24 protein-coding genes are annotated in these 24,876 nt (G+C 45.4%); 13 read left to right on the top strand and 11 right to left on the bottom strand.

What is annotated here, in order from left to right; all coding sequences use genetic code 11:
• Positions 1-38: 38 nt before the first annotated feature.
• Together AZI87_RS02915 and AZI87_RS02910 are read right to left on the bottom strand one after the other, a co-directional pair.
• Positions 39-1,145 carry a fatty acid desaturase gene (locus tag AZI87_RS02915; RefSeq protein WP_063204922.1) on the bottom strand — a complete coding sequence of 369 codons (1,107 nt, stop codon included), beginning with the start codon at positions 1,143-1,145 and terminating at the stop codon, positions 39-41.
• A gap of 48 nt (positions 1,146-1,193) precedes the next feature.
• Positions 1,194-1,811, bottom strand: a complete 618-nt coding sequence (locus tag AZI87_RS02910; RefSeq protein ID WP_253696373.1) for a hypothetical protein — start codon at positions 1,809-1,811, stop codon at positions 1,194-1,196.
• A 120-nt stretch (positions 1,812-1,931) separates the two neighbouring features.
• On the opposite strand from AZI87_RS02910, the gene AZI87_RS02905 reads away from it, so the two are divergent.
• From AZI87_RS02905 to AZI87_RS02895, 3 genes are all read left to right on the top strand, one after another.
• Positions 1,932-2,918 carry a hypothetical protein gene (locus AZI87_RS02905; protein WP_063204920.1) on the top strand — a complete coding sequence of 329 codons (987 nt, stop codon included), beginning with the start codon at positions 1,932-1,934 and terminating at the stop codon, positions 2,916-2,918.
• The gene (gene recO / locus AZI87_RS02900) at positions 2,915-3,511 is read left to right on the top strand and encodes a DNA repair protein RecO (RefSeq protein ID WP_063204919.1); all 597 of its coding nucleotides are present in this window, start codon (positions 2,915-2,917) and stop codon (positions 3,509-3,511) included. Before AZI87_RS02905 ends, recO begins: the two co-directional genes overlap by 4 nt.
• A gap of 102 nt (positions 3,512-3,613) precedes the next feature.
• Entirely contained in the window at positions 3,614-4,057 is a 444-nt protein-coding gene (locus AZI87_RS02895) for a hypothetical protein (RefSeq protein WP_063204918.1), read from the top strand.
• Here AZI87_RS02895 and AZI87_RS02890 read toward each other — a convergent pair whose 3' ends face one another.
• Entirely contained in the window at positions 4,058-4,933 is an 876-nt protein-coding gene (locus AZI87_RS02890; protein WP_063204917.1) for a tyrosine-type recombinase/integrase, read from the bottom strand.
• Between the two features lie 186 nt (positions 4,934-5,119).
• Between AZI87_RS02890 and AZI87_RS02885 the strand changes: the two genes are divergently transcribed.
• Positions 5,120-6,175, top strand: a complete 1,056-nt coding sequence (locus AZI87_RS02885; RefSeq protein ID WP_063204916.1) for a sigma-54 interaction domain-containing protein — start codon at positions 5,120-5,122, stop codon at positions 6,173-6,175.
• Positions 6,176-6,404: 229 nt separating this feature from the next.
• Complete coding sequence (locus tag AZI87_RS02880) at positions 6,405-7,433, top strand: hypothetical protein (RefSeq protein ID WP_063204915.1); 1,029 nt, start codon at positions 6,405-6,407, stop codon at positions 7,431-7,433.
• Between the two features lie 57 nt (positions 7,434-7,490).
• On the opposite strand, the gene AZI87_RS02875 is transcribed toward AZI87_RS02880, so the two are convergent.
• The gene (locus tag AZI87_RS02875) at positions 7,491-8,138 is read right to left on the bottom strand and encodes a TetR/AcrR family transcriptional regulator (RefSeq protein WP_063204914.1); all 648 of its coding nucleotides are present in this window, start codon (positions 8,136-8,138) and stop codon (positions 7,491-7,493) included.
• A gap of 156 nt (positions 8,139-8,294) precedes the next feature.
• Between AZI87_RS02875 and AZI87_RS02870 the strand changes: the two genes are divergently transcribed.
• From AZI87_RS02870 to AZI87_RS02860, 3 genes are read left to right on the top strand one after another with little or no spacing between them, the layout of a single operon-like run.
• Positions 8,295-9,740: a TolC family protein gene (locus tag AZI87_RS02870; protein WP_253696371.1), complete on the top strand. Its 1,446-nt coding sequence runs from the start codon at positions 8,295-8,297 to the stop codon at positions 9,738-9,740.
• A gap of 2 nt (positions 9,741-9,742) precedes the next feature.
• Complete coding sequence (locus AZI87_RS02865; protein WP_063204913.1) at positions 9,743-12,973, top strand: efflux RND transporter permease subunit; 3,231 nt, start codon at positions 9,743-9,745, stop codon at positions 12,971-12,973.
• A 17-nt stretch (positions 12,974-12,990) separates the two neighbouring features.
• Entirely contained in the window at positions 12,991-13,503 is a 513-nt protein-coding gene (locus AZI87_RS02860; RefSeq protein ID WP_063204912.1) for a MarR family winged helix-turn-helix transcriptional regulator, read from the top strand.
• A 47-nt stretch (positions 13,504-13,550) separates the two neighbouring features.
• On the opposite strand, the gene AZI87_RS02855 is transcribed toward AZI87_RS02860, so the two are convergent.
• Both AZI87_RS02855 and AZI87_RS02850 read right to left on the bottom strand, forming a co-directional pair.
• Positions 13,551-14,039 carry a hypothetical protein gene (locus AZI87_RS02855; RefSeq protein WP_063204911.1) on the bottom strand — a complete coding sequence of 163 codons (489 nt, stop codon included), beginning with the start codon at positions 14,037-14,039 and terminating at the stop codon, positions 13,551-13,553.
• A 177-nt stretch (positions 14,040-14,216) separates the two neighbouring features.
• The gene (locus tag AZI87_RS02850) at positions 14,217-15,383 is read right to left on the bottom strand and encodes an aminotransferase class V-fold PLP-dependent enzyme (protein WP_063204910.1); all 1,167 of its coding nucleotides are present in this window, start codon (positions 15,381-15,383) and stop codon (positions 14,217-14,219) included.
• Between the two features lie 68 nt (positions 15,384-15,451).
• On the opposite strand from AZI87_RS02850, the gene AZI87_RS02845 reads away from it, so the two are divergent.
• Positions 15,452-15,991, top strand: coding sequence for a YdcF family protein (locus AZI87_RS02845; protein WP_063204909.1), 540 nt, complete (start codon positions 15,452-15,454; stop codon positions 15,989-15,991).
• Positions 15,992-16,022: 31 nt separating this feature from the next.
• Here AZI87_RS02845 and AZI87_RS18080 read toward each other — a convergent pair whose 3' ends face one another.
• The 4 genes from AZI87_RS18080 to AZI87_RS02825 all read right to left on the bottom strand — a co-directional run bounded on the left by AZI87_RS18080 (position 16,023) and on the right by AZI87_RS02825 (position 19,345).
• Entirely contained in the window at positions 16,023-16,601 is a 579-nt protein-coding gene (locus AZI87_RS18080) for a hypothetical protein (RefSeq protein ID WP_063204908.1), read from the bottom strand.
• A gap of 119 nt (positions 16,602-16,720) precedes the next feature.
• Positions 16,721-17,485 (bottom strand): hypothetical protein, encoded by a 765-nt coding sequence (locus tag AZI87_RS02835; protein ID WP_063204907.1) that lies wholly within the window; start codon positions 17,483-17,485, stop codon positions 16,721-16,723.
• A 282-nt stretch (positions 17,486-17,767) separates the two neighbouring features.
• Positions 17,768-18,601, bottom strand: coding sequence for a flagellin (locus AZI87_RS02830; protein WP_063204906.1), 834 nt, complete (start codon positions 18,599-18,601; stop codon positions 17,768-17,770).
• Positions 18,602-19,081: 480 nt separating this feature from the next.
• On the bottom strand, positions 19,082-19,345 hold the full coding sequence (locus AZI87_RS02825; protein WP_063204905.1) for a hypothetical protein: 264 nt from the start codon (positions 19,343-19,345) through the stop codon (positions 19,082-19,084).
• A 63-nt stretch (positions 19,346-19,408) separates the two neighbouring features.
• Here AZI87_RS02825 and clpB point away from each other — a divergent pair, with 63 nt between their 5' ends.
• Genes clpB through AZI87_RS02810 form a run of 3 tightly spaced genes read left to right on the top strand, consistent with a single transcriptional unit; the run spans position 19,409 to position 22,976 of the window.
• Entirely contained in the window at positions 19,409-21,994 is a 2,586-nt protein-coding gene (gene clpB, locus AZI87_RS02820; RefSeq protein WP_063204904.1) for an ATP-dependent chaperone ClpB, read from the top strand.
• 11 nt (positions 21,995-22,005) lie between these two features.
• Entirely contained in the window at positions 22,006-22,446 is a 441-nt protein-coding gene (locus AZI87_RS02815) for a DUF2127 domain-containing protein (protein WP_063204903.1), read from the top strand.
• Between the two features lie 32 nt (positions 22,447-22,478).
• Positions 22,479-22,976, top strand: coding sequence for a hypothetical protein (locus AZI87_RS02810; protein WP_063204902.1), 498 nt, complete (start codon positions 22,479-22,481; stop codon positions 22,974-22,976).
• Here the strand turns inward: AZI87_RS02810 and AZI87_RS02805 are convergent.
• Entirely contained in the window at positions 22,973-23,326 is a 354-nt protein-coding gene (locus AZI87_RS02805; RefSeq protein ID WP_063204901.1) for a hypothetical protein, read from the bottom strand. The two genes, AZI87_RS02810 and AZI87_RS02805, sit on opposite strands and share 4 nt — an antisense overlap.
• A 381-nt stretch (positions 23,327-23,707) precedes the next feature.
• Between AZI87_RS02805 and AZI87_RS02800 the strand changes: the two genes are divergently transcribed.
• Positions 23,708-24,874, top strand: a complete 1,167-nt coding sequence (locus AZI87_RS02800; RefSeq protein WP_253696367.1) for a hypothetical protein — start codon at positions 23,708-23,710, stop codon at positions 24,872-24,874.
• Positions 24,875-24,876 lie beyond the last annotated feature (2 nt).

Raw genomic sequence — 24,876 nt, 5'->3', positions numbered from 1 at the left:
TGAAAAGCTCCCTTTTTTTAATTTCTAAATAAAATCCATTAAACAGATCGTAGGCACACTTGCCATTGCTTCATTCCCATTTGGAATTCCAGCTTGGCAATTTCCATCTCGCGTTTGATTTCTGCAAGCTTCAGGTCGTAAGCCTCTTTCAGTTCTTCACGCTTACGAACGGCATCGACTTTAAATTGCTCATAATCGTCACGAAGCTTTTTCATTTTGTTCTGAGCTTCTAAGATTTTCTCTCTCATCGCTTGCAGCTTTTCTTCTGCAAAGCCGTGCTTAGTCAATTCCGCTGCTTCAGCTTGCAGACGTGCTTTCAAAATTTCCGCATTAGAAATCTGGCGAAGCTTTGTTGCAAGACCCATGAAGTTCAGGGATTTAATAACCCATTTTGTTGGATCCCAGTGGTACCACTTAATACCGTTGCGGTAGTCAATTTGGAATTTATGGTGGAAGTTATGGTAGCCTTCACCGTGAGTCAGGATTGCTACGAACCAAGAGTCACGAGCAGAAATTTCTTTTGAGTACGTTTGTTTACCCAAAGTGTGGCAAAGAGAGTTCACGAAGAAAGTGCTTTGTTGAGTCAAAGCGATGCGAAGACCTCCACCGATAACCAAGCCACCCAAAGCCGAACCCATCGCCCAACCGATCAAAGTAGGAAGTGCAAAGCCCGTCAAAATTGCTAGTGGCACATAATATTTGTGTTGGAATTCTACCATCCAGTCTTTTTGCAGATCTGGAGCGTGGATTTTTTGATCCACTGAATCTTTAAAGAACAACCAACCCATGTGGGCGTACCAGAAACCTTCGTTGATGTTGTAAGGATCTTTATCACCATCAATGTGTGTGTGGTGGCGGCGGTGATCTGAAGACCATTTCAAAGCGGAACCTTGAAAGCCCGACGCACCGACAAGCAAGAACAGCGCTTTCGCTACAGGATGGGCGTCGTAACTTTTGTGAGAAAATAGACGGTGATAGCCCGCCGTAATGCTTAAGTTTGTTGCTGCTGCGAAGATCAAAGCAAATAGCAGGATGTCTAACTCAAAACCATAATAGTAGAAGTAAATTGGAGTTAGAATAAGCGTGACCAGCGGATTGATAATCAGGAATAAGGCGACTGGCCATTCGATACGTTTTTTTGTCATTAGCACCTCTCAGAATCAAGTCTAACAGAGGTGTGTAGATTTCGACACTTAAATAGAAAAGCCAAGGATAATTTTGCCGTAAGTTCCACTCATATTAATGTCTTGCGTGGCTGCGTTACCAGTCGCGTCTTCCGCGCCATCCCAGCGAAAATCAAGGTAGCCGACTTCAGCTCCCACAATGAAGCCTGTCAGCTTCACACCACCTTCTAGGCCCAGGCTGTACGACTTCACGGAATCACTAGAAAAATCTGCTTTTAAGACGCCACCTTCTTCCGCCTTGAGACGAGTCGAGTGAGACAATCCCCAAGTGAAAATAGGCCCCAAGAAGAAAAGATTGTCGATGGGACGCCAATTAATTAGCAATGCCGTGCGAGTGTAATCCATGGTGTAGTCAATACCGCTTGTCGTGAAGCTCATGTTTTCATAACGCAGTCCTACACCTGGAACGAAAGGGAACGGAATTGTTAGGATTGCGTCAGCTCCAAGGCCGTAAGCATTAGAAACGGACGGAGTTTCTGCCGCGCATGTTGGGCACAAAGGATCCAAATCAGGATTGTTAGCAAGCATTCCGTAAGTGACGCGTGTTTCAAAGAGGGCGTGCGCCGGAGAAGTCAAAGCGCCGACAGTCAAAAATACCAAAGCTAAAATAAACGGATTCAATTTCATAAACGCACTCCACATGAACTTAGTAAGTTTACTGTGTGATAGGGTCAACACTCAATTTCCTGGTGAAAATAAGACCTTCGTCGCACTCTCTTTTATGAGGGAATCTGATAAATTTGAAAGATGTTTATCGACGTTGTACGACCGGAAGCTTGGGAAGAATTAAACGATCAAGTTAAAGCCGCCTTAGGTTTGGAACCCAAAGCTCGTGCACGCAGTTTTGCTGGTATCGCCTCTGCCGTATTTGAAATCTCACAAAGTACCGCACAATTTATGTCCCATAAAAAAGCCATTGGTGTAATTCTGGGGCAAACTTCTGTATTCGAAGGCTTACTTCCTTACTACTACAAAGAGACCTACGAAGTGGCTGCGCTTTCACATTTGAAACTTCACGATGTGAAAGAGTGGGTGGAAAATTTAAAGAAAGAAACTTGTTTTGTATTATTTGCCGAAGATCATCCCGTGACCGGTGAGATTTTCCCATTCGCGGATGAACTTGATAAGCTGCTCAACGAAAAGCGCATCTTTTCTTTTCGGGTTTCCCACGCTCGACATTTTCAAGAGTCGATAACAATTCGTCCATACACAGTTCGCTTGTGTTCGTACGCGCCTTCGGTGGCTGTTGCTATTGTCGGAGAAAGGTTTCGCTCGCCCGCAATGATGGCGCAGAATATGAGCTGGCAGGCGGAAGCCTTTATCAAAGAACTCACTGAGGCCCGTGGTGAACATCAAAGCAATCCGCTCTTAGTTGAGAATTTTGAAAAGGAAATTTCAGCTGTTGCTCGTTTGTATTTCAGTGCTGAGGCCACTCGTCTGTTTGATCGCGCGGTTTTTAGTTTCTCAGATGTCAGTGCTGAGGCCGTGGCGGATAATCTTTTTAAAAAGCTAGGAATTTCTAAAGTGGAGGGCTGGCAGAAGATGGCAAGCACCAATATGTGCCACTGGTCAGCCATTAAAATGTTTCGCCACTGGTGGGAGCCTACGCCAAGCCTAGAGCAACTGCGCGGCTTGTTGATTGTGGGGCTGGAGCTTCTGAATACAAAAGACTTTGCCAAGCTTGTGATATCTTCGTATGAAGAAGTAAAGCTGCAGCAAAGTTGGGACGTGTGACTCAAGGCAAAGACCGCTTCATCATTCTAAGAAAAATCAAATACTCGGAAGCCGACTTGATCCTTCACGCGCTTTCACCCGTCGGGGAAAAGCTGTCTTTCATCGCTCGGGGTGCCTTGAAAAGTAAAAAGCGCTTCGGTGGGGGAGTGCTTGAACCCACCCATTTCGTGAGTTTCACCTATAAACAGGCCGAAGAAGGACAGCTGAATGTTCTTCAAGAAGCGACTCTGCTGAACGACTTCCCTGGTATTCGTAAAGACTATGACCGCCTGGAACTTGCTCTGCACATGATTGATTGTGTGAGCAAAGTCAGTCAGGAAGGTGATAAATCTTCTGAGTTTCTTTTCAATCTTTTAGGGAATGCTTTAAAGGCTGTCGAGACCGCAAAGGATCCTCTCGTTTTAAAGATGCACTTTTATATCAAGTTTCTTCTTCAGCAAGGTGTTGTGAATGCAGAACCTTGGATGGCGCCGTTCTTTAAGGCTCATCTTGCGGATACGGACAAGCTTGCTCCCCAACGTGGACTTGTGGATCAGGAACTTCGCAATGTCGAAGCTATGGTCCGCCACTATCTTGAACACGCGACTCTGTAAAACTAAGCGACAGTTTCGAATATGCTTTATACCTATTACAAGTTTTGCACCGCGAATTTTGATCTACGCCGAAGATAGCTTATAAGACCTCTCGGAGGTTTTATGAAATTCGTTTCCTCACTCATCGCGATAGTTTTATTTTCAAACATCTCTCACGCTCAAGGTCTACAGCAGTTCCTAGGAGCTTACTCCGTTAACCAAGAAGAATGTAAATTAGCTCCGGGGAAAAGAGCTTACATCAGTTATAGCAAGCAGACGTCTAATCCGAAGGACATCGAGATCAACGTATACGGAGAAGAGGCCGTAGGCTTTCTTTTAGAAGAAGGGTTTCGCCGCGTAACTTTAAAGGAAGGTCATTACTCTGCTTATGACGTTGTCGGAACCCTCGACGGAAATGTTCTTACTCAAAAAACTATCATGTATCCTCTTGTCGGTGAGGCCTATCTTTCAGAGACTTATATTCTTACGAATTACGGTGATAAAGTGGTTTTGGCGCTGGATGAAGGCGCGGGTTATCAGATCACGTGTGAATTTATCAGAAAGTAATCACTTTCCTTTTCCCAAAGGGTGCAGATTCTCTAGCGTCCTCGCTAATTGATCGATCCCCAAATGAGTGTATTTTTCAGTGGCCTGCAGACTTTCGTGGCCCAATAGCTCTTGCAACGTTCTTAAGTTGGCTCCGCTAGATAATAAATGAGTCGCAAAACTGTGACGAAGAGCATGCGGATGCAATGGCTTTAAAAGCCCTGCACGCTGACCACTTAATTTTACCATGTCGTAGGCCGTGCGGGGGTTTAGCGGTTCTTCGCCAAAGACGAATTCGTTGAAGCCACTTTCTTTCTTCCATGTATGCAGCACTTGCACCGTCAAAGTGGGAAGAGCAATCACGCGCTCTTTAGATCCTTTACCTGTCACACGCAGAATTTTCTGCGCCATGAAGACTTCGGACCATTTTAGATTGCAAGCCTCACTGACGCGCAAGCCGCCACCATAAAGAAGCAGGAATAAGACCTTTTCTTTAAGTGGAACCTCTTTGTCGCTATCAAAGCTTTTAAAAACTGCCAGAGCTTCATCGACGCTTAGAAAGTGCGGAAGTTTTTTTGGAACCTTCGGACAAGTGATTTGCAGAGACAAATCTCTCTCGGTCAGTGACTCGTCAAAAGCCCAGGAAAAGAAGCTTTTCAGAGTGGCGGCTTTGCGATTCCGGGAGGCCAAAGAAAGGTGAGCCCACTGGTTGAAGGCTCTGCGAGCCGTAGCCAGCAGTTCAGCCTCGCTCAAAGAAGCCGACGAATTCTCATAATTAAAAGCCTGCTTAAGATCTAAGCTGTAGTGCTTGATTGTGAGGGGGGAGGCCGACTTCACAAAAGTCATGAATTTCAGATATTTATCAATGTTTTCGGCCAGTTTAAACGGCTTTGCCATGATGCTGAAATCCTATGGGTTGAAGCATAGGCCCTAAAAAAAATTTAACGCCATGCAAAAATTTACTTGCAAAACTTACACGACCAAAGTTATAACTCAATGCGTTGCTGCGGTGTATCAGAACGAGATATTCAATCTGAGACACCCACCCAGATTTATAAAGTACGTTACCGAAAGGTGGAACCCATGAACGACAACAACTCTATGATCTTGCCCTCTTCTCAGAATGCAAATCAAGTGATGTGGAATACAAATACAACTTCCAAAGTTTTGGAAAACAAGACCATCGTCTACCAATCTGAGGTGATGGGAAGCTTGATGAAGATGATCGACCGCGTGGCTCCTTCGACGGCGAACATCCTGGTTCTTGGTGAATCTGGAACGGGCAAAGAGCTTATCGCTCGCTCTATCCATGATCGTTCTAATCGCAGAAACAAAGCTTTCGTAGCGATCAACTGCGGTGCTCTTCGTGAGACTCTTCTTGAATCTGAACTTTTCGGTCACGAAAAAGGTTCTTTCACTGGCGCTTACAACCGTAAGATCGGTTTGGCTGAAGCGGCTAATGGCGGAACTTTGTTCCTTGATGAAATCGGTGAGTTGGATCCTGCGATCCAAGCTAAACTTCTTCGCTTCATCCAAGAAGGTGAAATCTACCGCGTGGGTGGCAAAGACCCTATTAAAGTAGATATCCGCTTGATCTGTGCAACGAACAGAGAATTGGACCAAGAAGTTGTAAAAGGTAACTTCCGTGAAGACTTGTTCTATCGTATCAACACGATCGTGGTCAGTGCTCCGCCTCTTCGTCGTCGTAAAGAAGACATCCCGGCGTTGATCAACCACTTCCTGAACAACTCTCAACACGCGTATTTGAACCGTGGTCGTTCCGTGAATGAAGAAGCGATGAAAGCTTTGGTTCGTTATGACTGGCCAGGAAATATCCGTGAACTTCAAAACGTGTGCGAAAGACTTCAGATCCTTTCTGAAGGTCACATGATCATGTTGAACGATATTCCAGAGAATATCCGTAACGGCGAGACTGAAAAAGACGTGATCGATTACGATCCAACAATGACTCTTCACGATTTAGAGAAGCGCTATATCTTGAAAGCTCTAGCGCACTTTGGTGGTAATAAAACTCAAGCAGCTAACAACTTGGGCATTACAATCAAGACTCTTTATAACAAACTTCATGAGTACGGCGAGTTCGAAAAATTCGCAGTTCACACGAAGCCCATGAAATAGATCTTAAGTACGAAAGTACGAGTATTACTAGCTAGCCCGAGGTGGTTTTCTCTCTTCCCACCTCGGGCTTTTTTTTGCCAAAAAACCATCCCAAGCCAGCGTTTTCACGAGCCAAACTGAATTGTCACTGTGTAAAAACCCTCGCCACGTCACCGCCCTAAAAACCGTATTAAAACGAGATGACGTGGCCTATGCCTTGCAAAACATAGATCCGGATTAAGAGGTTTATATGAAGAACATTCTTGCATTGGTCCTAGTGACTTTAACATTTGCAAACCAAGCACAGGCTTGGGGAAAACGTGACAGACAAGTGCCACCGCCGGCGCCTCATTACGTTTCTCGTGAAGAGTGTTCAGCAAATCTATATTCCCAACTAGGTACTTTCGAGTCGTTGACGGATCAAGCTTGTTCTTACGGCCGTACTGATTTCGAGTTCCAAAGATGTACGGTTGAGTTGGCTCGTTATAAATTTGGCGACGGCAAAGTAGATGTTGCTGGTTTTTTCTGCGCAAAAGGAGTTTTGGATTCTCGAGTTCAAGACTGTACTCTTCAATTGTCTGCGAAGGTTTCAAAAGACTATCAAGACTATTTCGTTTCTATCTGTTCGCAGGCGGTGAACCCACGCTTTGCTGAGTGCGCAGCTGATATGTACATCAACGGCGGACAAGAATTTGAAAACCTTCGCGCGACGACGGATGTCTTAAGACTTTGCCGTAATCAAACCAACTTTGAACTTAACACATGTATCAAAGATGGAGTTCGCCGCGGTCAGAACTCAGATATCGTCGCAAGAGCATGCTTAGAGAAACACGATCCAGAAATCAAGGCACGTCGAGAAGCACAACGTCGCGCTGCCGAGCAAGCGCGCCTCGAAGAACAAAGACGTCAGCAAGAAGCGCAAAGAGTGGCAGAGCAACGTCGCATCGAAGCACAGCGCGAAGCTCAACGTAGAGCCGAAGAACAACGTCGCCTTGAAGAGCAACGTCGTCAGTCACAAACTCAAAATCAAGAACAAGCTCGCAGACAAGAAGAGCTAAGAAAACAAGAAGAAGCTCGTAAAAAAGCGGAAGAGCAAAAACGAAAGCAAGAGGAAGATAAGAAAAAAGGTTCTTCGTCATCCTCGGGCACTTCGACAGGCTCCACAGGATCTACGAGCACAAACTCAGGTACTGGCAGCACGACAAAAACGGAAGAACCTGGAGTGATTCCACCTCCACCAACAACAACGATCGACGATCTTCCGGCGTTCGACGAATAAAACAAAAAACCCACAGCTCTCACTGTGGGTTTTTTATTTTTTCAGTTATAAAATATTTTATTTATCAAAAAGGCGAGAGTAAGTCCTTACGAAGCGAGCGGCTTTCTCTCCGGTGACTTCAGGCGGCTCCTCATGCAGGATATGATCGAAAAAGAAAATCCCGTCTAAAAAAGTATCAAGATGTTCACAGATCTCTAAGACATTGGCGCCTTCTTTCAAGCGGCCCTTATCAGCTAACATCTGCACGCGATCAATAAGTTTAGGGTCAATGAGCAGTGGAATCGTTTCACGTGCTTTCTTTTTAAATTTTCTATCCACTAGACACTGCGAAAACACGATACGCGCAAACTCTTCGTGCATACATCCTTGGTTCACACGAAAGCGCACATAGTTCTCTAGCTCTGCAGCCAAGGTATTCTGAGGAGGGTAGGGAAGTTCGTCTTGAATAACTTGCTCTAAGAACTTTTCAATAATGGCAATCAACAAACCTTCTTTGCCATCGAAGTAACGACCGATCAGTGATTCATTCACGTCGGCTTTCTTTGCGATCATTTTTGTCGTTGCACCATTAAATCCGTTTTTCGCAAAGATCTCTAAGCCTGCCTGAATCAATCTTTCTTCAGAAGCAGAACGGTCCCTTTTTTTGCCCTTAACATGAGCAGGACTTTCGTCATTTTGGATCTTAACTTGAGATGAATCCGTCATTGAAAATCTCCTGACAATTCAATTAAGTACTTGAAATGTCTTATCTTTATATAATGTATCATAAGCTAAATCAGTACGCAAGAAAGTAATTGATTGCATACTTAGGGGTCTTCGGTTAGGTTAAGTATGTAAGCGATTACATAACGGAGTTATGAAATGAAAAGATCCGACGTTTTAAACATTGCTAGCTTCTCGCTGATTCTCGCAGCCACCCTGGTTGGAAATTCGGCGTCCGCAATGAATCTGAATGAATATCTCGATCAAGTTAAACAACATAGTTTAGGGTACAAGGCGAGCTCTGAGCAGGCCGAAGCTTCTCAACTAAAGACACGCGAAGCAGACTTGTTCTTTACTCCGCGTCTTTTTGCCAACGCAAGAATTGGCTACGATGGTAAAGAGCCTTTCGGTTCCACCATTACATATGATGAACTGAAAATGCAGAATTACTCTCTCGGAGTATCTCAAGATTTCAGTTTCGGTCTTGAAACAAAACTTTCCTATGCGATGGATCGCACGGAAGTTGTCGGAGCAGATCTTCCAGCAGGAATTCCGAACAGCTTTTGGGATGCGACTCCGCTTCTAGAACTAAACATGCCTCTTTGGGGAAATGGTTTCGGTCGCACGGCACGCGCGAATGAAGAATTGACTCGCCAACAAAATGTCGCAGAAAAATTCGGAGCAGAGGCAGAGTCTGTTGGAACTTTGGTTGAAGCCGAAGCGGCTTACTGGTCACTGGCATCAGCTCAGGAACTTGTGCAAGTTCAGAAACGCGCTTTGAAACAAGCTCAAAGTATTTTGGATTATGTCTCTCGCAAAGCTCGTATGAACTTAGGCGAAAACGCCGACGTTCTTCAAGCCAAAGCCATGGTGGAAGCCACTATCTTCGGAGTGCAACAAGCAGAAAATAGCGAAAAAGCCGCTCGTCGCGCTTTCAACACTTTCCTAAATAGAAAGGCAGAAGAACCAACTCCGGCATTGGATGGTATCAACTATTCGTCTTTAGGAACTGTTGAAGTGCCTAATGCAAGACCCGGTGATCGCTACGACGTGAAAGCTGCGGAAGCACAGTCTCGTTTGGCACAAGCTTCAGCTAAAGTTACTGAAGAGAAAAACAAACCGACTTTAGATCTTTACGGAAGTTACGCTTTAAACGGTCGTAACGAAGAGCTTAACGACGCTTTAAAAGCAGCGGGTGAAGATGGCAGAGACACGGCTTTCGTAGGCCTGCGCTTCAATCTTCCCTTAAATGTTTTCGCTTTGAACGATGCGAAAGCCGGAGCACTGAAAGCGAGCAAAGCGGCAGAGTTTTCTTACCAAGCAAAACAATTCAATCAAGAACAAGAATGGACGAATTTAGTAGAACAAATGGCGGAAGCTAAAGAAAGCCTTCGTTTGGCTACAAATATAGTCAACGCGCAAAAAGCCAAATTGGACAATGAGCGCACACGTCTTCGTCAGGGAAGAACTACGACTTATCAAGTTCTTCTTTTTGAACAAGACTTCTCGCAATCTGAAGTGAACCGCGTGCAAGCGGCCGCTCAGATTCTTGGACTTCAAGCTAGAGTTAAACTTTACCAAGCCTCTGTTGAAGGAGGAAAATAATCATGAGCTTACCTAAGATATCTATCAGCAGACCCATCTTTACAGCCTGTGTGACGATTGCCATCATCGTTGTGGGTTGGGCCTCTTTCAAATCGATGAGCGTGGACTTATTCCCGGACGTCAGTATCCCGGTTGTCACCGTTCAAACAACTTATCCTGGTGCGGGACCTTCCGAGATTGAAACCTTGGTCAGCCGTCCGATCGAAGAAGAAGTGAGTACCATTTCCGGTATTAAACGTCTGACTTCTAAAAGTTTAGAAGGTGTTTCACAAGTTATCGTCGAGTTCAATAGCTCGGTCGACGTGAAGTACGCTGAACAACAAGTGCGTGATAAAGTAAATATCGCAAAACCAAAACTTCCAGACGATGCTGAAGATTCTGTGATCAAAAAGTTTGACCCGTCAGACACCCCGATTTTGATGGTGTCTTTAACGGCGAACAACCTGAATGATGCGCAACTTTTCGATATCGCGGACCAGTTTATCAAGCCACGTCTTGAGCAAGTGAACAACGTCGGTGCCATCGAAATCTTCGGGGGCCGTGAGCGTGAGATTCACGTGATCTTGGATCGCAATAAGCTGCGTGCGCGTGAAATTTCTGTCAGCCAAGTGGCTGGCCAAGTCGGCGCTTCAGGCGAAAATATTCCCAGTGGTAAAGTGGAACAACAAGGTGGTAAAGAGCTTGTGTTCCGTGGTCTGGGAGAGTTCCAGTCCGTGCCCGAAATTTCAGACACTCTTGTGAATCTTTACGGAAACGAGGTTCCAACACGTGTCGCTGATCTAGGTAAAGTTGTCGATACCATGCAGGATGAAAAATCCCGCGCTTATTTGAATGGCGAAAAAGCGTTGTTCTTACAAGTGTATCGTCAATCCGGCTCAAACACCGTGCGTGTGGCTGACGACGTTATTAAACAATTAGATCGTATCGGACCTGAATTGGCGAAGCTTGATGGTGCGCCCAAAGTTCAAGTCGTGACGAATGGTTCAATCAAAATTAAAGATAATATCTATGACGTGAATGAAACGATCATTATCGGTATCGTTCTTACGATCATCACCGTGTTCTTCTTCCTGGGCAGTGCGCGTTCAACATTGATCACAGCCCTTTCGCTTCCGATTTCCTTGATCGGTGCCTTCATGATTATGAAGGTGGCAGGATTCTCGATTAACATCGTATCGATGCTGGCATTGACTTTGGCCGTAGGTCTTCTGATCGACGACGCCATCGTGGTTATCGAAAATATTTACCGTCGTATGGAGCTCGGCGAGGACTCACTGACAGCGGCAGAAAAAGGAACAACGGAAATTCAAATGGCCGTTATGGCCATCACTCTGGTTGTTATCGCCGTATTCGTGCCGGTAGGTACAATGTCGGGAACTATCGGCCAGTTCTTAAAACAGTTCGGTATGACTGTCGTGTTCTCTATGGCTATCAGCTGGTTCGTGGCGATGACGATCATTCCAATGTTAACGGCTTACTTTGGTGGTGCAGGTCACGGTGCCGGTCATTCTCCGCAAGATCATAATACACTTTATGGTAAAACGCTGGGTCGCTTGGTGCGTGGGTTTGACCGCTTCCAAGGCTGGTTAGAAAACGTTTACGAAAAGTTATTGCGTGTGACTTTACGTCATCCATTGATGACGATCGGTGCGACCTTCATGGTGTTCGTACTTAGTATCTATACTGTCACTAAAGTTCCTGGTGCCTTTATCACGGATGACGACTCGGGTGAGTTCGCCGTCACATTGGAAATGGAACCGGGCACAAGCTTAGATGGTATGAATAAAGTGGCGGATGAAGTGGATAATATTCTTCGCGCGAACCCTGAAGTGAACTACACCGCGAAAATCGTGGGTAGCTTGTACGGGGAGTCTAATAAATCACAGTTCTACGTGCGTATGAAAGACGGCAAAGAGCGTGGTGAGTTAACGACGGAAGAATTCCGCGATAAGATTCGTAAACAATTAGCGGGTTTCACTCATGCAAATCCGGTTGTGAAACAGTACGATGCGTCCGGCGGTATGGGTGATCAACCATTCGTTTTGAATATTATCTCTGCAGATCCCAAAGAATTGGAAGCTTCAGCAACGAAAGTTCTCGCGACAATGAAGGCGGATCCGCGCTTTAAAGACGTGGATTCTAACTTCCGCCCTGGTAAACCCGAAATGCAAGTGCATGTGAAACCAGGAGCTGCAAAATTATACGGTATTAACACGAAAACAATGGGTGGCGAATTGCGTGCTCAAGTGGAAGGTTTAACACCGGCTAAGTTCCGTGAAAAGGGACGTGAATATGAAGTGCGTGTGCGTCTGTTGCCAGAGCAACGTGATATTAAACAAGCCTTCAACCAAGTTTATGTTCCCAACGTGAACGGAAAATTAGTGAAGCTTTCTGACGTAGCGACAGGCGACTTGGCGACGGGCCCTGCATCTATCGAACGTCAAGACCGTGGTCGTTATATCCAAGTGACAGCGGGTCTTGCGCCGGGCGTAGGTTTAAGTGATGCCGTGAACGACGTTGTTAAATCTATGACAACGGGTCCAAATGCTTTCCCTCCAAGTGTGCGTTACACATTCGGTGGTGATGCGGAAAACATGCAAGAGCTTATGACATCAACGGTTCTGGCTCTTGGATTTGCGATCATGTTCATCTACTTGATCCTTTCAAGTCTGTATGAGTCCTTCATCACGCCGATCACGATCATGGTGGCCTTGCCACTGGCTCTGTGTGGTGCGTTCCTGGGCTTGTTCTTGATGAGCGAAACATTAACGATCTTTGCGATCTTTGGTTTCTTCATGTTGATCGGGGTTGCCGGTAAGAACGGTATCTTGCTTGTCGACTATACGAACCAAATGATGGCGCAAGGTAAATCCAGAGCGGAAGCTTTGGTCGAAGCTGGTAAGACACGTCTTCGTCCGATTTTGATGACTTCCTTTGCATTGATCGCAGGTACACTGCCTGTGGCGATCGGTATGAATGAGGCTTCGAAAACTCGTACGGCGATGGGTGTGGCAATTATCGGCGGTATGATTTCATCAACGATTTTGACTTTGATCGTCGTACCTGCGGTGTTCACTTATGTCGATCGCTTCAGAATTTGGGCTAATAACCTGGGTTCTCGATTCACGACACATATGAAGAAAGAAAAAGCAGATCGTCATGTTGAAGTGAAAGTGGGCTCTGAATCGAAAGGTTCTGTCGAGTCCAACGAAGTAGGTTTGTCAGAAGGATAATAGAATAGGAGTATGTTATGGCTAAATTATTCATTCAAACTCTGCCTTCTAAAGAAGAACTAAGAGTCTCGGCGTCGCGAATCCACGACGCCGTGGATTCACAAGCGCTCTACGCGAATCTTCTTTTCATGAAGGTGGCAAATGACATGGAAAACTATTTAGATAGTTTGCTAGCGCCGCACAACTTGTCCAGCGGTCGATTCACGTTGTTGTTCCTATTAGGGGACGCACCAGAGGGAATGATGCCTTCGGAGCTATCAAATCGCGTTGGCGTAACTCAGGCCACGATTTCAGGACTCATCAATGGACTTGAGAAGGCTGAATTGGTGAAGCGTGAGTTGCATGAAAAGGATGGACGTTCTTTCGTGATCAAGATCACAGAGAAGGGACAAGCTTTGGTGAAGGAAATCTTCCCGCAATGGGCGCCAAAGATTTCTACGTTCTGGAATCAGATCAACAATGAAGACTTAAACAGATTCACTGGGGTTCTGGAAAACATGGTGAAAAGCACGGGTGTTTTAACCAAATAAAAAAAGCCTCCTGAGAAGGAGGCTTTTTTCTTTTTAGTAGCAAAGATTTAGTTGTCGTACTTGTCTTTATTCACTTCGTAGCAAGAAAACTCACTGCCATCTTTACCGATCAGTGTGTAAGAGTCATCGCCGTTTTGAGCAATCACATTTCCTTTAAGGTCGAAAACCAATCCGTAAGCGTTGTCACCTGGATAAGACTTTGTTTCCAAGTATACTTTGCCGGTTTTACGAGATGTCAATTTAAGGATGTAAAGTTCATCGAAGCCATTAGCAAACGCAGCTTTGACGTCCTCAAACGTAAATTCTTTAGGTTCTTCAAAGCTGATGTAGTTTAAGTGAGCGTTGAGCATCTTAAGCTCAAGTTTAGAGACGCTTGTTGCTTTTCTTACATCAAAGATTTCTTCAGTGATAAAAAGTTCTTCGCTAGGTTCATAAAGTTCTAAAGTGCAAAGCTCAAGATTTGCGGGTTCTTTAGTTGCAGCAACAGCCGAAGTAGTAGAGGCCAAAATCAAGGCGATAGATAAAAGTGTTTTCATGGGTAACTCCGTTTTGTTAATGACGAAGTATCTATCGTCCTTCACGTCCTTCCGCAATAAAATAGGAAACAACTATATATGCACTAAAAGAATGATAACAAATACGTCATGCTTTACTCGGAAGTCTGTGGCCCGAATCGAGAATGCAACTGATGCGGGAAAAGCGTCAGCTGCAATTTATGCTAGAGTCTCAATTCTGCGCACCAGTTCTAAAAGATCGCCATTGTCATGATAGAGACCGAAGCCAAAACGCAACCGAGTCCCTCGAGAGTCCGTTTGGACTTTCGCTTGCTTAAGTTGGTGAACAAGGGCCTGAGTGGCTTCAACGCTAGGACACTCAAAAGTCAGAAAGTGTCCGTGCTCGGTGGTGGCAGACGCTGAGATAAATAGATTCTTGCGGTTTAATACCGGATGTTGAATTTTTTCTAAAGAAGCTAAAAAGGTCTGCTGATTGTCTTTGATCGTTTGATGGATTTTAGCGACATTCAAACCCTCAGATTTAAATTTTTCTAAAACTGCCGTCAGGCGGTAAAGTGCGGAAAAGTCCATGGTGCTTCCCGCATATTGAAGAGCATCTTGCGGGTATCCCACTTGATTGCCCACCGCCGACAGATGAGAAAGTTCTGCAAACCAGCCGGTATGAAATGGGCGGTGTCGCGTCTGCGGTGGAACATAAAGAAAGCAAGCCCCTTCGCCACCTTGAGCATATTTATAAGAACCCGCGATATAAAAGACGCGATCTTGAAGCGCAGAAAAATCCAAAGGTACAGCCATAAAACTATGGTACCCATCAATAACGAACATGCTTCCTTGCGGAGCTTTCGTGGCTAAGCGATGGACCTCGCAAACCAAGCCCGAGTTGAAGAACACATGGCTTAAGAAAATCAGATCCCAAGTACCGCGCGCCATCTCGGCTTCAAATCTTTCGTGGAAAGTTTCAAATGGTAAAGTCGGAACTTTGACCACTTCAAAATTTTCCATCTCGGAAAGGCGGTTGATCTGACGGTCAAAACTGTAAAACTCGGAATCCGTCGTTAAAATACGGATCTTCTTTTTCCAATCCAAAGAGCTTAACAGTCGAAATACGAACTCGTGTGTATTCGGCGCAAAAACGATTTGCTCCGAATGCGAGATATTTAAAACCTCGGCGATCAGCTGCTGCGCCCTTGGCACCTTCACCGAAAAAATATGCGCCCACTTATCATCCACGTAACGAGCAGAATCATCCCAATACTGAATATGAGCGTCCCGAGAAACATCCGGCCAATAGTGATGACTGTGGCAGGCAAAATGAAGTTCTTGGGGATGGGCTTCTAAAAAACGCTGGTAAAGATGCTTGTACATATAAAAATCATAAACAAAACCGGGGGCGTTGACTACAAAGACCGGTCACTTCGCGCTACAATATCGCCATGACTGTTCTAGGCATTCTCTTATTTTATTTTCTAGCGGCGGAACTGTATGTTTATGGATTTTCCCGCAACGGCTCACTGACTGATTATGACTATATTCTTTTATTGGGTGCGAACGGGGATTTAACGAGTACCGTGACCCGCGATCGCGCCAGTAATGCGGCAAAAGCTAAAAGTCGTTGGCCGCATGCGCAGCTGATACTTTCTGGCGATGAAAGACGGGGAGAAGTGGCCGTCTATAAAATCCTTCTAGCGAAGGAAGGTCATACGGACTTTTTGGAAGAAGGAGAAAGCAAAAACACCTGGGACAATATGCAAAATAGCCGGCCTTTAATGGCTCAGACAGATCCCAGAGTTTTGATTGTAACATCAGAGTATCATCAACCGCGAGCCTTAGCGATGGCTCGGTCTTTAGGAATGAAGGCAGAGGCGTTTGGAGAAGATCCTCGCAGATACAAAAAAGCGCTCTTGTTTTTCATCAAAGAGCGCTTTTCCAATCTTAAATATTTTCCGCAAATGCTCTTTCATAAAATCTTCTAGAAAGAGCTTCGCAGTTATTTAGATTTCAGAATTAGAAGTAACCTTCGTCGTCGCCGAAGTCTTCATCTTCATCGTCTTCGTCGTCGTCATCATCGTCAGATGAAGTGACGTCTTCAGACTCTTCGTCTTCTTCGATAGAACCTTCTTCGTCTTCAGATTCCATGTCTTCGTCATCGGATTCAGTTTCCCACTCGTCGTCAGAACCAGTGTCTTCTTCTTCGATGTCGATCATGTTGTCCATTTCCGCTTCGTCGTCGAAATCAGAAGAGATTTCTTCAACTGCCGGAGAAGTGGAAGGTTTCAATACTTCAGCAGCACCCGCGCCAACGGCTGCGGCTTTAGCTACTTTTTCTTTTTTTGGAGCCGCTTTTTTCGCAGCTGGTTTTTTAGCAGCAGACTTTTTCGCAGCTTTTTTGGGAGCTGCTTTTTTAGTAGCGGCTTTTTTCGTCGCAGCTTTTTTAGCGGGTTTTGCTGCTTTTTTAGTGGCAGCTTTCTTCGCTGGTTTTGCAGTTTTCTTAGTTGCTTTTTTAGCAGCAGCTTTTTTAGCAGGTTTTTTTGCTGCTTTTTTAGTTGCGGCTTTCTTAGCTGTTTTCGCTTTTTTCTTTGCCATTGATCGCTCCCTGAAAATGCTAGAAGTCAAACTTCGTTCAAAAATGATTAGCCCCCTTAGACTAGCGACATTTAAGGGGGCAGGCAAAGAAAATTAGAATGAGATTTTCAGAGTCTTGTTTAGTTGATAATACCACTCAAGTGATCATCAATGATTGCAGCCAAGTCATTCGGCATCAAGAAAGACAGGAACAAACCACCGTTGTTAACGCCTTGCTTAGGCACGATGGTAAAGTACCCCAGGGTTCTGGTACCTGCTTGGTTTTTAATCGGAGCAGTGATGCCCACATATTCAGGAAAGAATGAGCTTTCCACGAAGAGTCCGACCGCATTGACACCTAAATAAAGGTAGATCTTGTTGCTGGAGTTCTGATTAAGACCCAGGGCTAGGGAAGGGTATTCTCCGCTCGGCATCATTGGCAATGTTCGGCCACCAGGCAAAGTCGTTGCCGGTGGGAGGGTCACTTTGTCTTTCACGATCAGGCGCAGCGGAATGCTGACGGCTACGCGAGCTTTCTGTTGCGAGTCCAGAACCGTCTTCACCGAAACACCTTTGACGCTAGGGACATCAATGTACACGGAACTGAAAGGTCCAGGAGGCAAAGGAAGATAAAGAAGAAGTGCCTTATTAGCCTTGTCCAATGCCAGCACTTGCTCATTTTCATAAGTACCGCTGCCAACATAAGCATTCATATCTAATTTATCGAACGCACTCGGTACAGGCGGGGGAGTGCCTTGGCCAGAATCATCGCCCGGGGTTACAGATCCCTGGCCTGAATTGCCGTCCGTAGCCAAAGTTTCAAAGCCGCCTTTACTGCAGGCTGCAAGTAGGGATGTCGTCATCAATGCCATCACCAGTAATCTTGCTGTTTGCGCCGTGTTCATAGAATTCCTCCATGCTTCTTACATATTTTCGGCGGAAATTCCTGGATACTTGAGCTAAATATTTGAAATTATTGGTAAATAAGTTTTACAGTTTTTTGAAGAAGTCAAATCTTGGACAGGGTGGTGTCTAAACTTTGTTCGCTAAGCAGATTCTTTTGGTGTCAGTCCTTCGCCAAAAAAAGAAAAACCCGATGAGCGAACTCATCGGGTTTTTAGTAAGTTACGTTTTTAAGCGCCACTTCAGTTTCGGGCGTCGCCCTGCACTCTGTGCGCCTAGCGCAATTAACCGATCAACTTAAGAGCCAATTGGTTAGATTGGTTAGCTTGAGCCAATGTTGAAGTACCAGCTTGCAACAAGATGTTGTTACGAGTCATCTCTGAAGATGCTTGAGCAACGTCTGTGTCACGAATACGGCTGTTAGCTGCAGACAAGTTCTCTTGAGCAACACCTAAGTTGTCAACAGTCGAAGTCAATCTGTTCTGAAGGGCACCAAGGTTAGCGCGAGTTCCAGAGATTGAAGTCTGAGCATTATCAAGCATTGCAAGAGCATCTTGAGCGCCTTCTTTAGAAGAGAAGTCTACACCACTCAATCCAAGAGCGTCCAAAGTTGCAACGTTCTCACCAGCGTTGAAAGAGATACGATCTTCTTCAGCGTTGTTGAACAAACCAACTTGGAAATCAAACTTCGGAGATGAACCATCTAGAAGTTTAGTAGTACCCCAAGTAGTTACAGAAGAGATACGTTGAATTTCAGATTTCAATTGCTGAACCTCTTTATTCAACATGCCACGCTCTGTTTCACCAACAGTGTCAGAAGCCGCTTGGATTCCCAACTCACGAAGACGAACCACGATGTTACCGATTTCGTTCAAGCCACCCTCAGCAGTTTGAACCATTGAGATACCATCGTTCGCATTTCTTTGAGCTTGTGCTGCAGAACGAATCTGAGCTTTCAAGCCTTCAGAGATCGCAAGACCTGCTGCATCGTCTGCCGCTTTATTGATACGGCTACCAGAAGCAAGTTTCGCCATTGAGTCGTTGATCGCTCTTTGTGAACCAACTAGGTTACGTTGAGCATTGATCGCGCTGATGTTAGTTGTTACTCTCATTCCCATTTTAAATTCCTCCGTTAATATTTATTTTTCATTTTCAATACCCTCCTTGATTTGTTTTTTTGGCTTGGCAGAACCTACTCTGCTTCGCCGAGCACTGACATCCGAGTCTGTGCTAAAAGTAATGGCCTTTTTATTCTTTCGAACCTTTTCGCTGGAATTTCTAATCAGGGATCTTTCCCTTTATTGTTCCTGCTTCCAGCGCTTGAACAATCTGTTGTTCTTTTCTATTTCATCCTTGAAGGCCCTCCTTTCGGTTACACAGAGAGAGTGACCTTCTCTCTCTGACTCCTTCTGAGTGAATCATTGATACACATTTGATCGGGATTTGAGACGATGTCTTGACAGGACGTCAGACGGGTTTTGTCTTTTTTCTACAATACTAGTCTAACGACAGATCGGGGAATCAGGACGTAAGATTGTCCTGAACCACTTAGATACAATACTTTCAGATGGAAAACCGGGATTTTTCTGGGCGAAGGCTCAGTCAATTTCTAAGAAGCGACAAAAGGCCATATTGCCCGCAGTCTCGTACTGGTGAGTTTGGACCGCACGAAGGTGATTTTGCGGGTTGTAGCCAATGGTGCAAACGACTTTTTCGCCATCAAAGTGGGAACAGTCCTCACACGAAAAGCGTGTTTCATAGCGCATGTAATCTTGAGGGTTCACAGTGTCTTTTTTAATAGAAGGGTGGATTCGCGGCTGCGATTTGTTTTTTCCCTTGGGATTTACGATTCCCACAGCCATTCTTAAAACCCTCCATTGACAAAGCTAAAATAAGACTCATCCTTTATTCCAGATGGAGGTTGTATGAGCAACGATATTGAAAAAATGACGCGAAAAAGCCAGGAGGCCATGCAAGCGGCCGCAAAGTTGGCTGAGCGTAAAGGCAGCCCCTCTGTCGAACCAGAACATCTTCTTATGGAGCTGGTGCAGCAGTCCGAAGGCATTGTTCCTCGATTGCTGGATAAAGTGGGCGTGCAACAGGCCCAATTCCTGACGGAACTTAGAAACAAAATTGAGCGTTTTCCGCAAGTCACCGGCGGTAGCCAAAAGCTTTTTGCCAGTGCCCGATTAGAAAAAGTCTTTAAATTAGCTGAAGATGAAGCCCAAGCCTGGGGAGATTCTTACATCTCTACCGAGCACTTCTTCCTTGCGATGTTAAAAAGCGGGGACCCTGAATTAAACGGCCTGTTTAAAAAGAATAAGGTTACTCCGGATAATATTAAGCAAGCCTTGCAGGAAATGCGCGGCAATCAAAAAGTCACGGATGACGATCCTGAAAACAAATACGAAGTTTTAAAGAAGTATGGACGTGATCTGACGGCTCTAGCGGCCGAAGGAAAATTGGATCCTGTCGTAGGCCGCGATGAAGAAATTCGTCGCGTGGTGCAAGTTCTTTCTCGTCGTACCAAAAACAACCCGGTTCTTATTGGTGAACCCGGGGTGGGTAAGACGGCGATTGCTGAAGGATTGGCTCTAAGAATTATCAAACACGACGTGCCCGACAATTTAGTTGGTAAGAAACTCATGTCTTTAGATATGGGAGCTTTGATCGCCGGCGCCAAATACCGCGGTGAATTCGAAGATCGTTTAAAGGCGGTCATTAAAGAAGTGACCTCCAGTGATGGGCAGATCATTTTGTTCATTGATGAGCTTCACACGTTAGTAGGTGCAGGGAAGACGGAAGGCGCAATGGACGCCGGCCAGCTTTTAAAACCTGCCTTGGCTCGCGGGGAATTGCGCTGTATCGGGGCGACGACGTTAGATGAGTATCGTAAATATATCGAGAAAGACGCCGCGCTTGAAAGACGTTTCCAAACAGTGATGGTGGAAGAACCGAGTGTTGAAGACGCCATTACCATTTTGCGCGGCTTAAAAGAAAAATACGAAGTTCATCATGGTATTCGCATCACCGATTCAGCGTTGGTTTCGGCCGTGAAACTTTCTCATCGTTATATTACGAATCGCTTTTTACCGGATAAGGCCATCGATCTTATCGACGAGGCGGCAAGTAAACTCGGTATTGAAACTCGCTCGGTTCCTGAAGAGATCGATAAGATCGAACGCGAACTGATGCAGCTTCGTATTGAAAAAGAGGCGTTGAAGAAAGAAAAAGACGAAAGCTCGAAAGAACGCTTGGGAGTCATCGAAAAAGAACTCACTCGCTTGAACGCGCAAAACCAACTTTTGCGTGAGCAGTGGGAGTTTGAAAAAGGTGGCATTGATCAGATTAAAAAACTCAAAGCCGACATCGAGGATTTGAAGCTTGCAGTGTCACGCGCTGAGCGCGAGGGCGATCTGGGGAAAGCGGCTGAACTGAAATACGGAAAGCTTCCCGAAGCTGAAAAGAAACTCAAAGGCTTGGAAGAACGTAGCAAAGAACAAAAGAGCACGACGGAAAGTCGCATGTTGAAAGAAGAAGTCGGCCCGGAAGACGTGGCCGAGGTTGTGGCGAAGTGGACAGGTATTCCGGTCAGCAAAATGCTTGAAAGTGAGTCCCAAAAACTTCTGAACATGGAAGACGCTTTGAAGAAACGCGTAGTCGGCCAAGATCATGCATTGACGATAGTTTCGGATGCCATTCGTCGCGCACGCGCTGAAATTTCAGATCCGAATCGTCCTATTGGAACCTTTATGTTCTTGGGGCCAACAGGTGTGGGTAAAACTGAAACGGTCAAGGCTTTGGCGGAATTCTTATTCGATGATGAACAAGCCGTCGTTCGCATTGACATGAGTGAGTACATGGAAAAACACTCTGTGGCTCGCTTGATCGGGGCACCTCCGGGATACGTGGGTTACGAAGAGGGTGGTCAATTGACAGAAGCCGTTCGACGTCGTCCTTACAGCGTCGTCCTTTTGGATGAGGTTGAAAAAGCTCATCCGGATGTCTTTAACATTCTTTTGCAAGTGTTAGATGACGGGCGTTTGACAGATGGACAAGGTCGCACTGTCGACTTTAAGAATACGGTTTTGATCATGACCTCCAACGTTGGCTCGCAGTCGATTTTGGATCCAGCCATGAACGAAAATGCCAAGCGAGAAGCGGTGAATGAAGCTTTGCGCGAACGTTTCCGTCCAGAGTTTTTAAATCGTATTGATGAGATCGTGATGTTCCATTCTTTAGGTGAATCACAAATCTCTGGTATTGTGAAAGTGCAGTTAGACCTTGTTGCGCAAAGATTGAAAGCGAAAAAGATCAATATTGATTTTGATCAAAGCGCGGTCGATTTCTTGGCAAAAAAAGGTTACGACCCGGTGTACGGAGCCAGACCTTTAAAACGTGCGATTCAGTCAGAACTTTTGAATCCGCTTTCCAAAGAGATTATTTCTGGCAAAGTAAAAGCCGGTGACACCGTTCATGTCAAAGGGAACGGACAACAACTGAGCTTTTAAGAGGTAAATCTATGTCGGGCCTGCAAGTCATTGCTCTGTTTGAATTCCTAAAGGGATTGACGGTGCTGACAGCAGGCCTGGGTTTTTTAGAATTCCTGCATTACCGCGCGCAACATGTCGGCGAACACTTCTTAGCACACGCGGGTCTCAATGCGCATCATCAGATTCCTAAGCCGCTAGCTCAGTATATTTCAGGTCTTACTGACCAAAACATGCAGCTTTTGGCCATCGGAATTATTGCCTATTGTTTTATGCGTTGGCTTGAGGCCTATGGATTATGGCGCGAAAAATCTTGGGCTCAATGGTTAGGAATCTTGTCTGGAGGCATTTACCTCCCCTACGAATTTTACGAACTTCTATTTCATTTTTCGTGGATTAAGGTGCTTATCACTTTGGTGAACATTACGATCGTGGTTTACCTGGTGCGCACGCGTGAACAAAAAAGAGTTTGACCTTCCTTAGAGCCCGTCCGCACAATATTCTAATGAAAAACTCTATCTTGCTCTTTGTCGTTTCTTTTTTTGTTTCCCTCTCATCTTTGGCGCAAAATCGCTTTAGTTATGATTTGAGTGGTTCTTCAGGTACGCGTGACGGAGAGTCCTACTCAGAAATTCATCTGGGACTTAATTACTATGCGACGAATTGGTTGAACTGGCGGAACTCTTTATTCACTCAATTCGGCACTGAAATAAAAACGGTGTACGGTTTGGATTCCGCCGCTTTATTCAACTATGACTTGTACACTCAGAATCGCGCTTTCGGCGTTGAGTTTTTTGCTGGTCCCGGCCTGCGCGTGGCGACGGAAAAATCCAACGCGGTGTTTGGAAAAGCCGGAATCACCTTTGGACTCGGTGGACTTCGCATCGGTGGTGGTGTGCAGGCCTTCCATTATCTAGAAGACCGCACGGATAAAAATGATTTTGTTTTAGGGAAGGATGAAGTCCAGTACTTCATCACTTTGTCGGGCGGCGGTAGTTTCTAGTCGCCCGTTTCAACAAGTCTTACCTCACCCTGGCAAGATATGCCGGCTTGCAACCAGCAAGAGGCTCCCGCTGCACAATCCCAACCGTACAGAGTGTTAGAGACAAAGGCCTGATGATACTCATTCCATGTTGAGGCTAAAATAGCTTTTACGAAGTGAGTTTTAGTGATGCATCCTTGGTTCGGAGTGCCTCTGCAAATACGGACTCCGGCTTTCTGATGAAGTGCTTTTAGCACTGTCGATTCTTTTAAAAGCAGTTGTTCACGAGCTTGGTCTTCTGAAAGGCAGGCTGTGTTTGCTTGTGCCGAAAAGCCCATTAATAGAGTGAAAATAAGAACCAAAGTTTTCATAGGATCTCCTTCTTCGTGCCCGCTTTAAAACACAGACGCCTTGAATCTGAAAGTTAAGATTGTGTTTGGAAGATTTTTCCGAAGACTTTTCATTTCAAAATTTTCTGAACAAGACTTCGACAACTCGAGTGTTCACTCTACGAACATCCCGTATAAAGTTTGATGAAAGAGTCCAAAGTTTCGACACACATAATTTTTTTGGTAAATGCGAATTTTTTAGGTTGTCTTTGAAATCAATTACTTAGCGTGTCTCAGGCTGATATCGGTTTTGTTTTTGCAAGTCGCTTCGAACACTTAGCGCAAGTTTAAGGTCTAGCTCTTTTTCTCCGTATACTGTGCCTGTATCGCATAGGGGCGCAATGAGTGGAAAGGGATGGACTCATGAAAGCACAAAATATATCGAAGAAGATTTTTAAAGCAACGATCCTGGTAGCCGGCGCTGCCATGACGATGGGGAATCAAAAGTGTGAACAACAACCCGTTGCCACACCACCTCGCGCTTTAAAGAAGATAGTTGAACTGGGCTCCATCCGTTCTAGTTCAGTGATGTTCCCGGGGGGGACGGCCTTCGATTTCCAATTCGTGGCAAATCAACAGATTTACAGCGTGCTTTTAGACAGCAAAGAATTCACCTTGAAATACAACCCGCCGATTGCGGTCCCGCCATCTCAGGCCAGAACGGGTGACGTCGGTTTCTTCAACTTGACTAAAACAGACGGTCAGATGATGAAGGCGTTCGCCGAAGCGGCAGGCAAAGACAATTACAGTGTGCAATATGCGAAGACGGCTTGGTGTATGGTTAACATTCCTCAAGCGAAGATTTCGGGCTCAGTGAATTCGTTTGAATTGATTGGTGGTGGCGGTATCACTCTGGGGTTTAATCCAAGCGGAGCATATCCAACCAATGGATTGGCATCAGCAGGTATCAACTTAGAATGGGCTCAACTTGACTTGTCCATGGTGGCGACTCGTCCTTTAACTTCTAAAGTGATGGCTGCAGCGAACGTAACTTCCAAACAGACAAAAACCAAAGTGAGCTTTGGCCTTAATTTTGGCGCATTCACGTTGGGACCGAGTGCGTACTATCAAACGCCACTTGCGAATGTAACTAAGAATGCATTAAACCTCGGCGTCACTTCACTGAATAACCAACTTAAATCCGAAGAGTGGTATACGCGCGTGATGGCGAATCACGACACCCATCTTATTATTGTGGGTGGGGCGGACGTGAAACTAGAAGCGGGCGATCAGTTGCTTGTGTATAACGAAGACTATTACTGGGATGGAGAGCCCTGCAACTCTCGTTATCTTGGTGGTGGTGCGCAAGCAAGTTCAGCAGTGGCAAAAATCGAAATCGACTGGGTGGGTGACGAAATTTCTCGTGGCCGCGTGATCGAACAAAACGATGAAAATGCGGTGATTGGTGCGAAAGTAAAGCTTTTCAAATTCCATGCTGCCGATTACAAACCAGCAGATCCCGGCGTTACGCCGGTGACTCCGGTGAATCCAAACCCAGGATCAGGAGCATCGACGAAGCCAGGGCGCTAAAC

This window comes from Bdellovibrio bacteriovorus (genome assembly GCF_001592745.1).
In the GTDB taxonomy this organism is placed as follows: domain Bacteria; phylum Bdellovibrionota; class Bdellovibrionia; order Bdellovibrionales; family Bdellovibrionaceae; genus Bdellovibrio; species Bdellovibrio bacteriovorus_B.
Note: the sequence above shows the minus strand (reverse complement) of the source record. Positions and strands in the feature narration are given on the sequence as shown.

Bases quoted from the DNA above. Each gene is read 5' to 3' on its own strand.
- AZI87_RS02915 (WP_063204922.1), bottom strand. From the start codon at position 1,145: ATGACAAAAAAACGTATCGAATGGCCAGTCGCCTTATTCCTGATTATC.
- AZI87_RS02910 (WP_253696373.1), bottom strand. From the start codon at position 1,811: ATGAAATTGAATCCGTTTATTTTAGCTTTGGTATTTTTGACTGTCGGC.
- AZI87_RS02905 (WP_063204920.1), top strand. From the start codon at position 1,932: ATGTTTATCGACGTTGTACGACCGGAAGCTTGGGAAGAATTAAACGAT.
- AZI87_RS02895 (WP_063204918.1), top strand. From the start codon at position 3,614: ATGAAATTCGTTTCCTCACTCATCGCGATAGTTTTATTTTCAAACATC.
- AZI87_RS02890 (WP_063204917.1), bottom strand. From the start codon at position 4,933: ATGGCAAAGCCGTTTAAACTGGCCGAAAACATTGATAAATATCTGAAA.
- AZI87_RS02885 (WP_063204916.1), top strand. From the start codon at position 5,120: ATGAACGACAACAACTCTATGATCTTGCCCTCTTCTCAGAATGCAAAT.
- AZI87_RS02880 (WP_063204915.1), top strand. From the start codon at position 6,405: ATGAAGAACATTCTTGCATTGGTCCTAGTGACTTTAACATTTGCAAAC.
- AZI87_RS02875 (WP_063204914.1), bottom strand. From the start codon at position 8,138: ATGACGGATTCATCTCAAGTTAAGATCCAAAATGACGAAAGTCCTGCT.
- AZI87_RS02870 (WP_253696371.1), top strand. From the start codon at position 8,295: ATGAAAAGATCCGACGTTTTAAACATTGCTAGCTTCTCGCTGATTCTC.
- AZI87_RS02865 (WP_063204913.1), top strand. From the start codon at position 9,743: ATGAGCTTACCTAAGATATCTATCAGCAGACCCATCTTTACAGCCTGT.
- AZI87_RS02860 (WP_063204912.1), top strand. From the start codon at position 12,991: ATGGCTAAATTATTCATTCAAACTCTGCCTTCTAAAGAAGAACTAAGA.
- AZI87_RS02855 (WP_063204911.1), bottom strand. From the start codon at position 14,039: ATGAAAACACTTTTATCTATCGCCTTGATTTTGGCCTCTACTACTTCG.
- AZI87_RS02850 (WP_063204910.1), bottom strand. From the start codon at position 15,383: ATGTACAAGCATCTTTACCAGCGTTTTTTAGAAGCCCATCCCCAAGAA.
- AZI87_RS02845 (WP_063204909.1), top strand. From the start codon at position 15,452: ATGACTGTTCTAGGCATTCTCTTATTTTATTTTCTAGCGGCGGAACTG.
- AZI87_RS18080 (WP_063204908.1), bottom strand. From the start codon at position 16,601: ATGGCAAAGAAAAAAGCGAAAACAGCTAAGAAAGCCGCAACTAAAAAA.
- AZI87_RS02835 (WP_063204907.1), bottom strand. From the start codon at position 17,485: ATGAACACGGCGCAAACAGCAAGATTACTGGTGATGGCATTGATGACG.
- AZI87_RS02830 (WP_063204906.1), bottom strand. From the start codon at position 18,601: ATGGGAATGAGAGTAACAACTAACATCAGCGCGATCAATGCTCAACGT.
- AZI87_RS02825 (WP_063204905.1), bottom strand. From the start codon at position 19,345: ATGGCTGTGGGAATCGTAAATCCCAAGGGAAAAAACAAATCGCAGCCG.
- clpB (WP_063204904.1), top strand. From the start codon at position 19,409: ATGAGCAACGATATTGAAAAAATGACGCGAAAAAGCCAGGAGGCCATG.
- AZI87_RS02815 (WP_063204903.1), top strand. From the start codon at position 22,006: ATGTCGGGCCTGCAAGTCATTGCTCTGTTTGAATTCCTAAAGGGATTG.
- AZI87_RS02810 (WP_063204902.1), top strand. From the start codon at position 22,479: ATGAAAAACTCTATCTTGCTCTTTGTCGTTTCTTTTTTTGTTTCCCTC.
- AZI87_RS02805 (WP_063204901.1), bottom strand. From the start codon at position 23,326: ATGAAAACTTTGGTTCTTATTTTCACTCTATTAATGGGCTTTTCGGCA.
- AZI87_RS02800 (WP_253696367.1), top strand. From the start codon at position 23,708: ATGAAAGCACAAAATATATCGAAGAAGATTTTTAAAGCAACGATCCTG.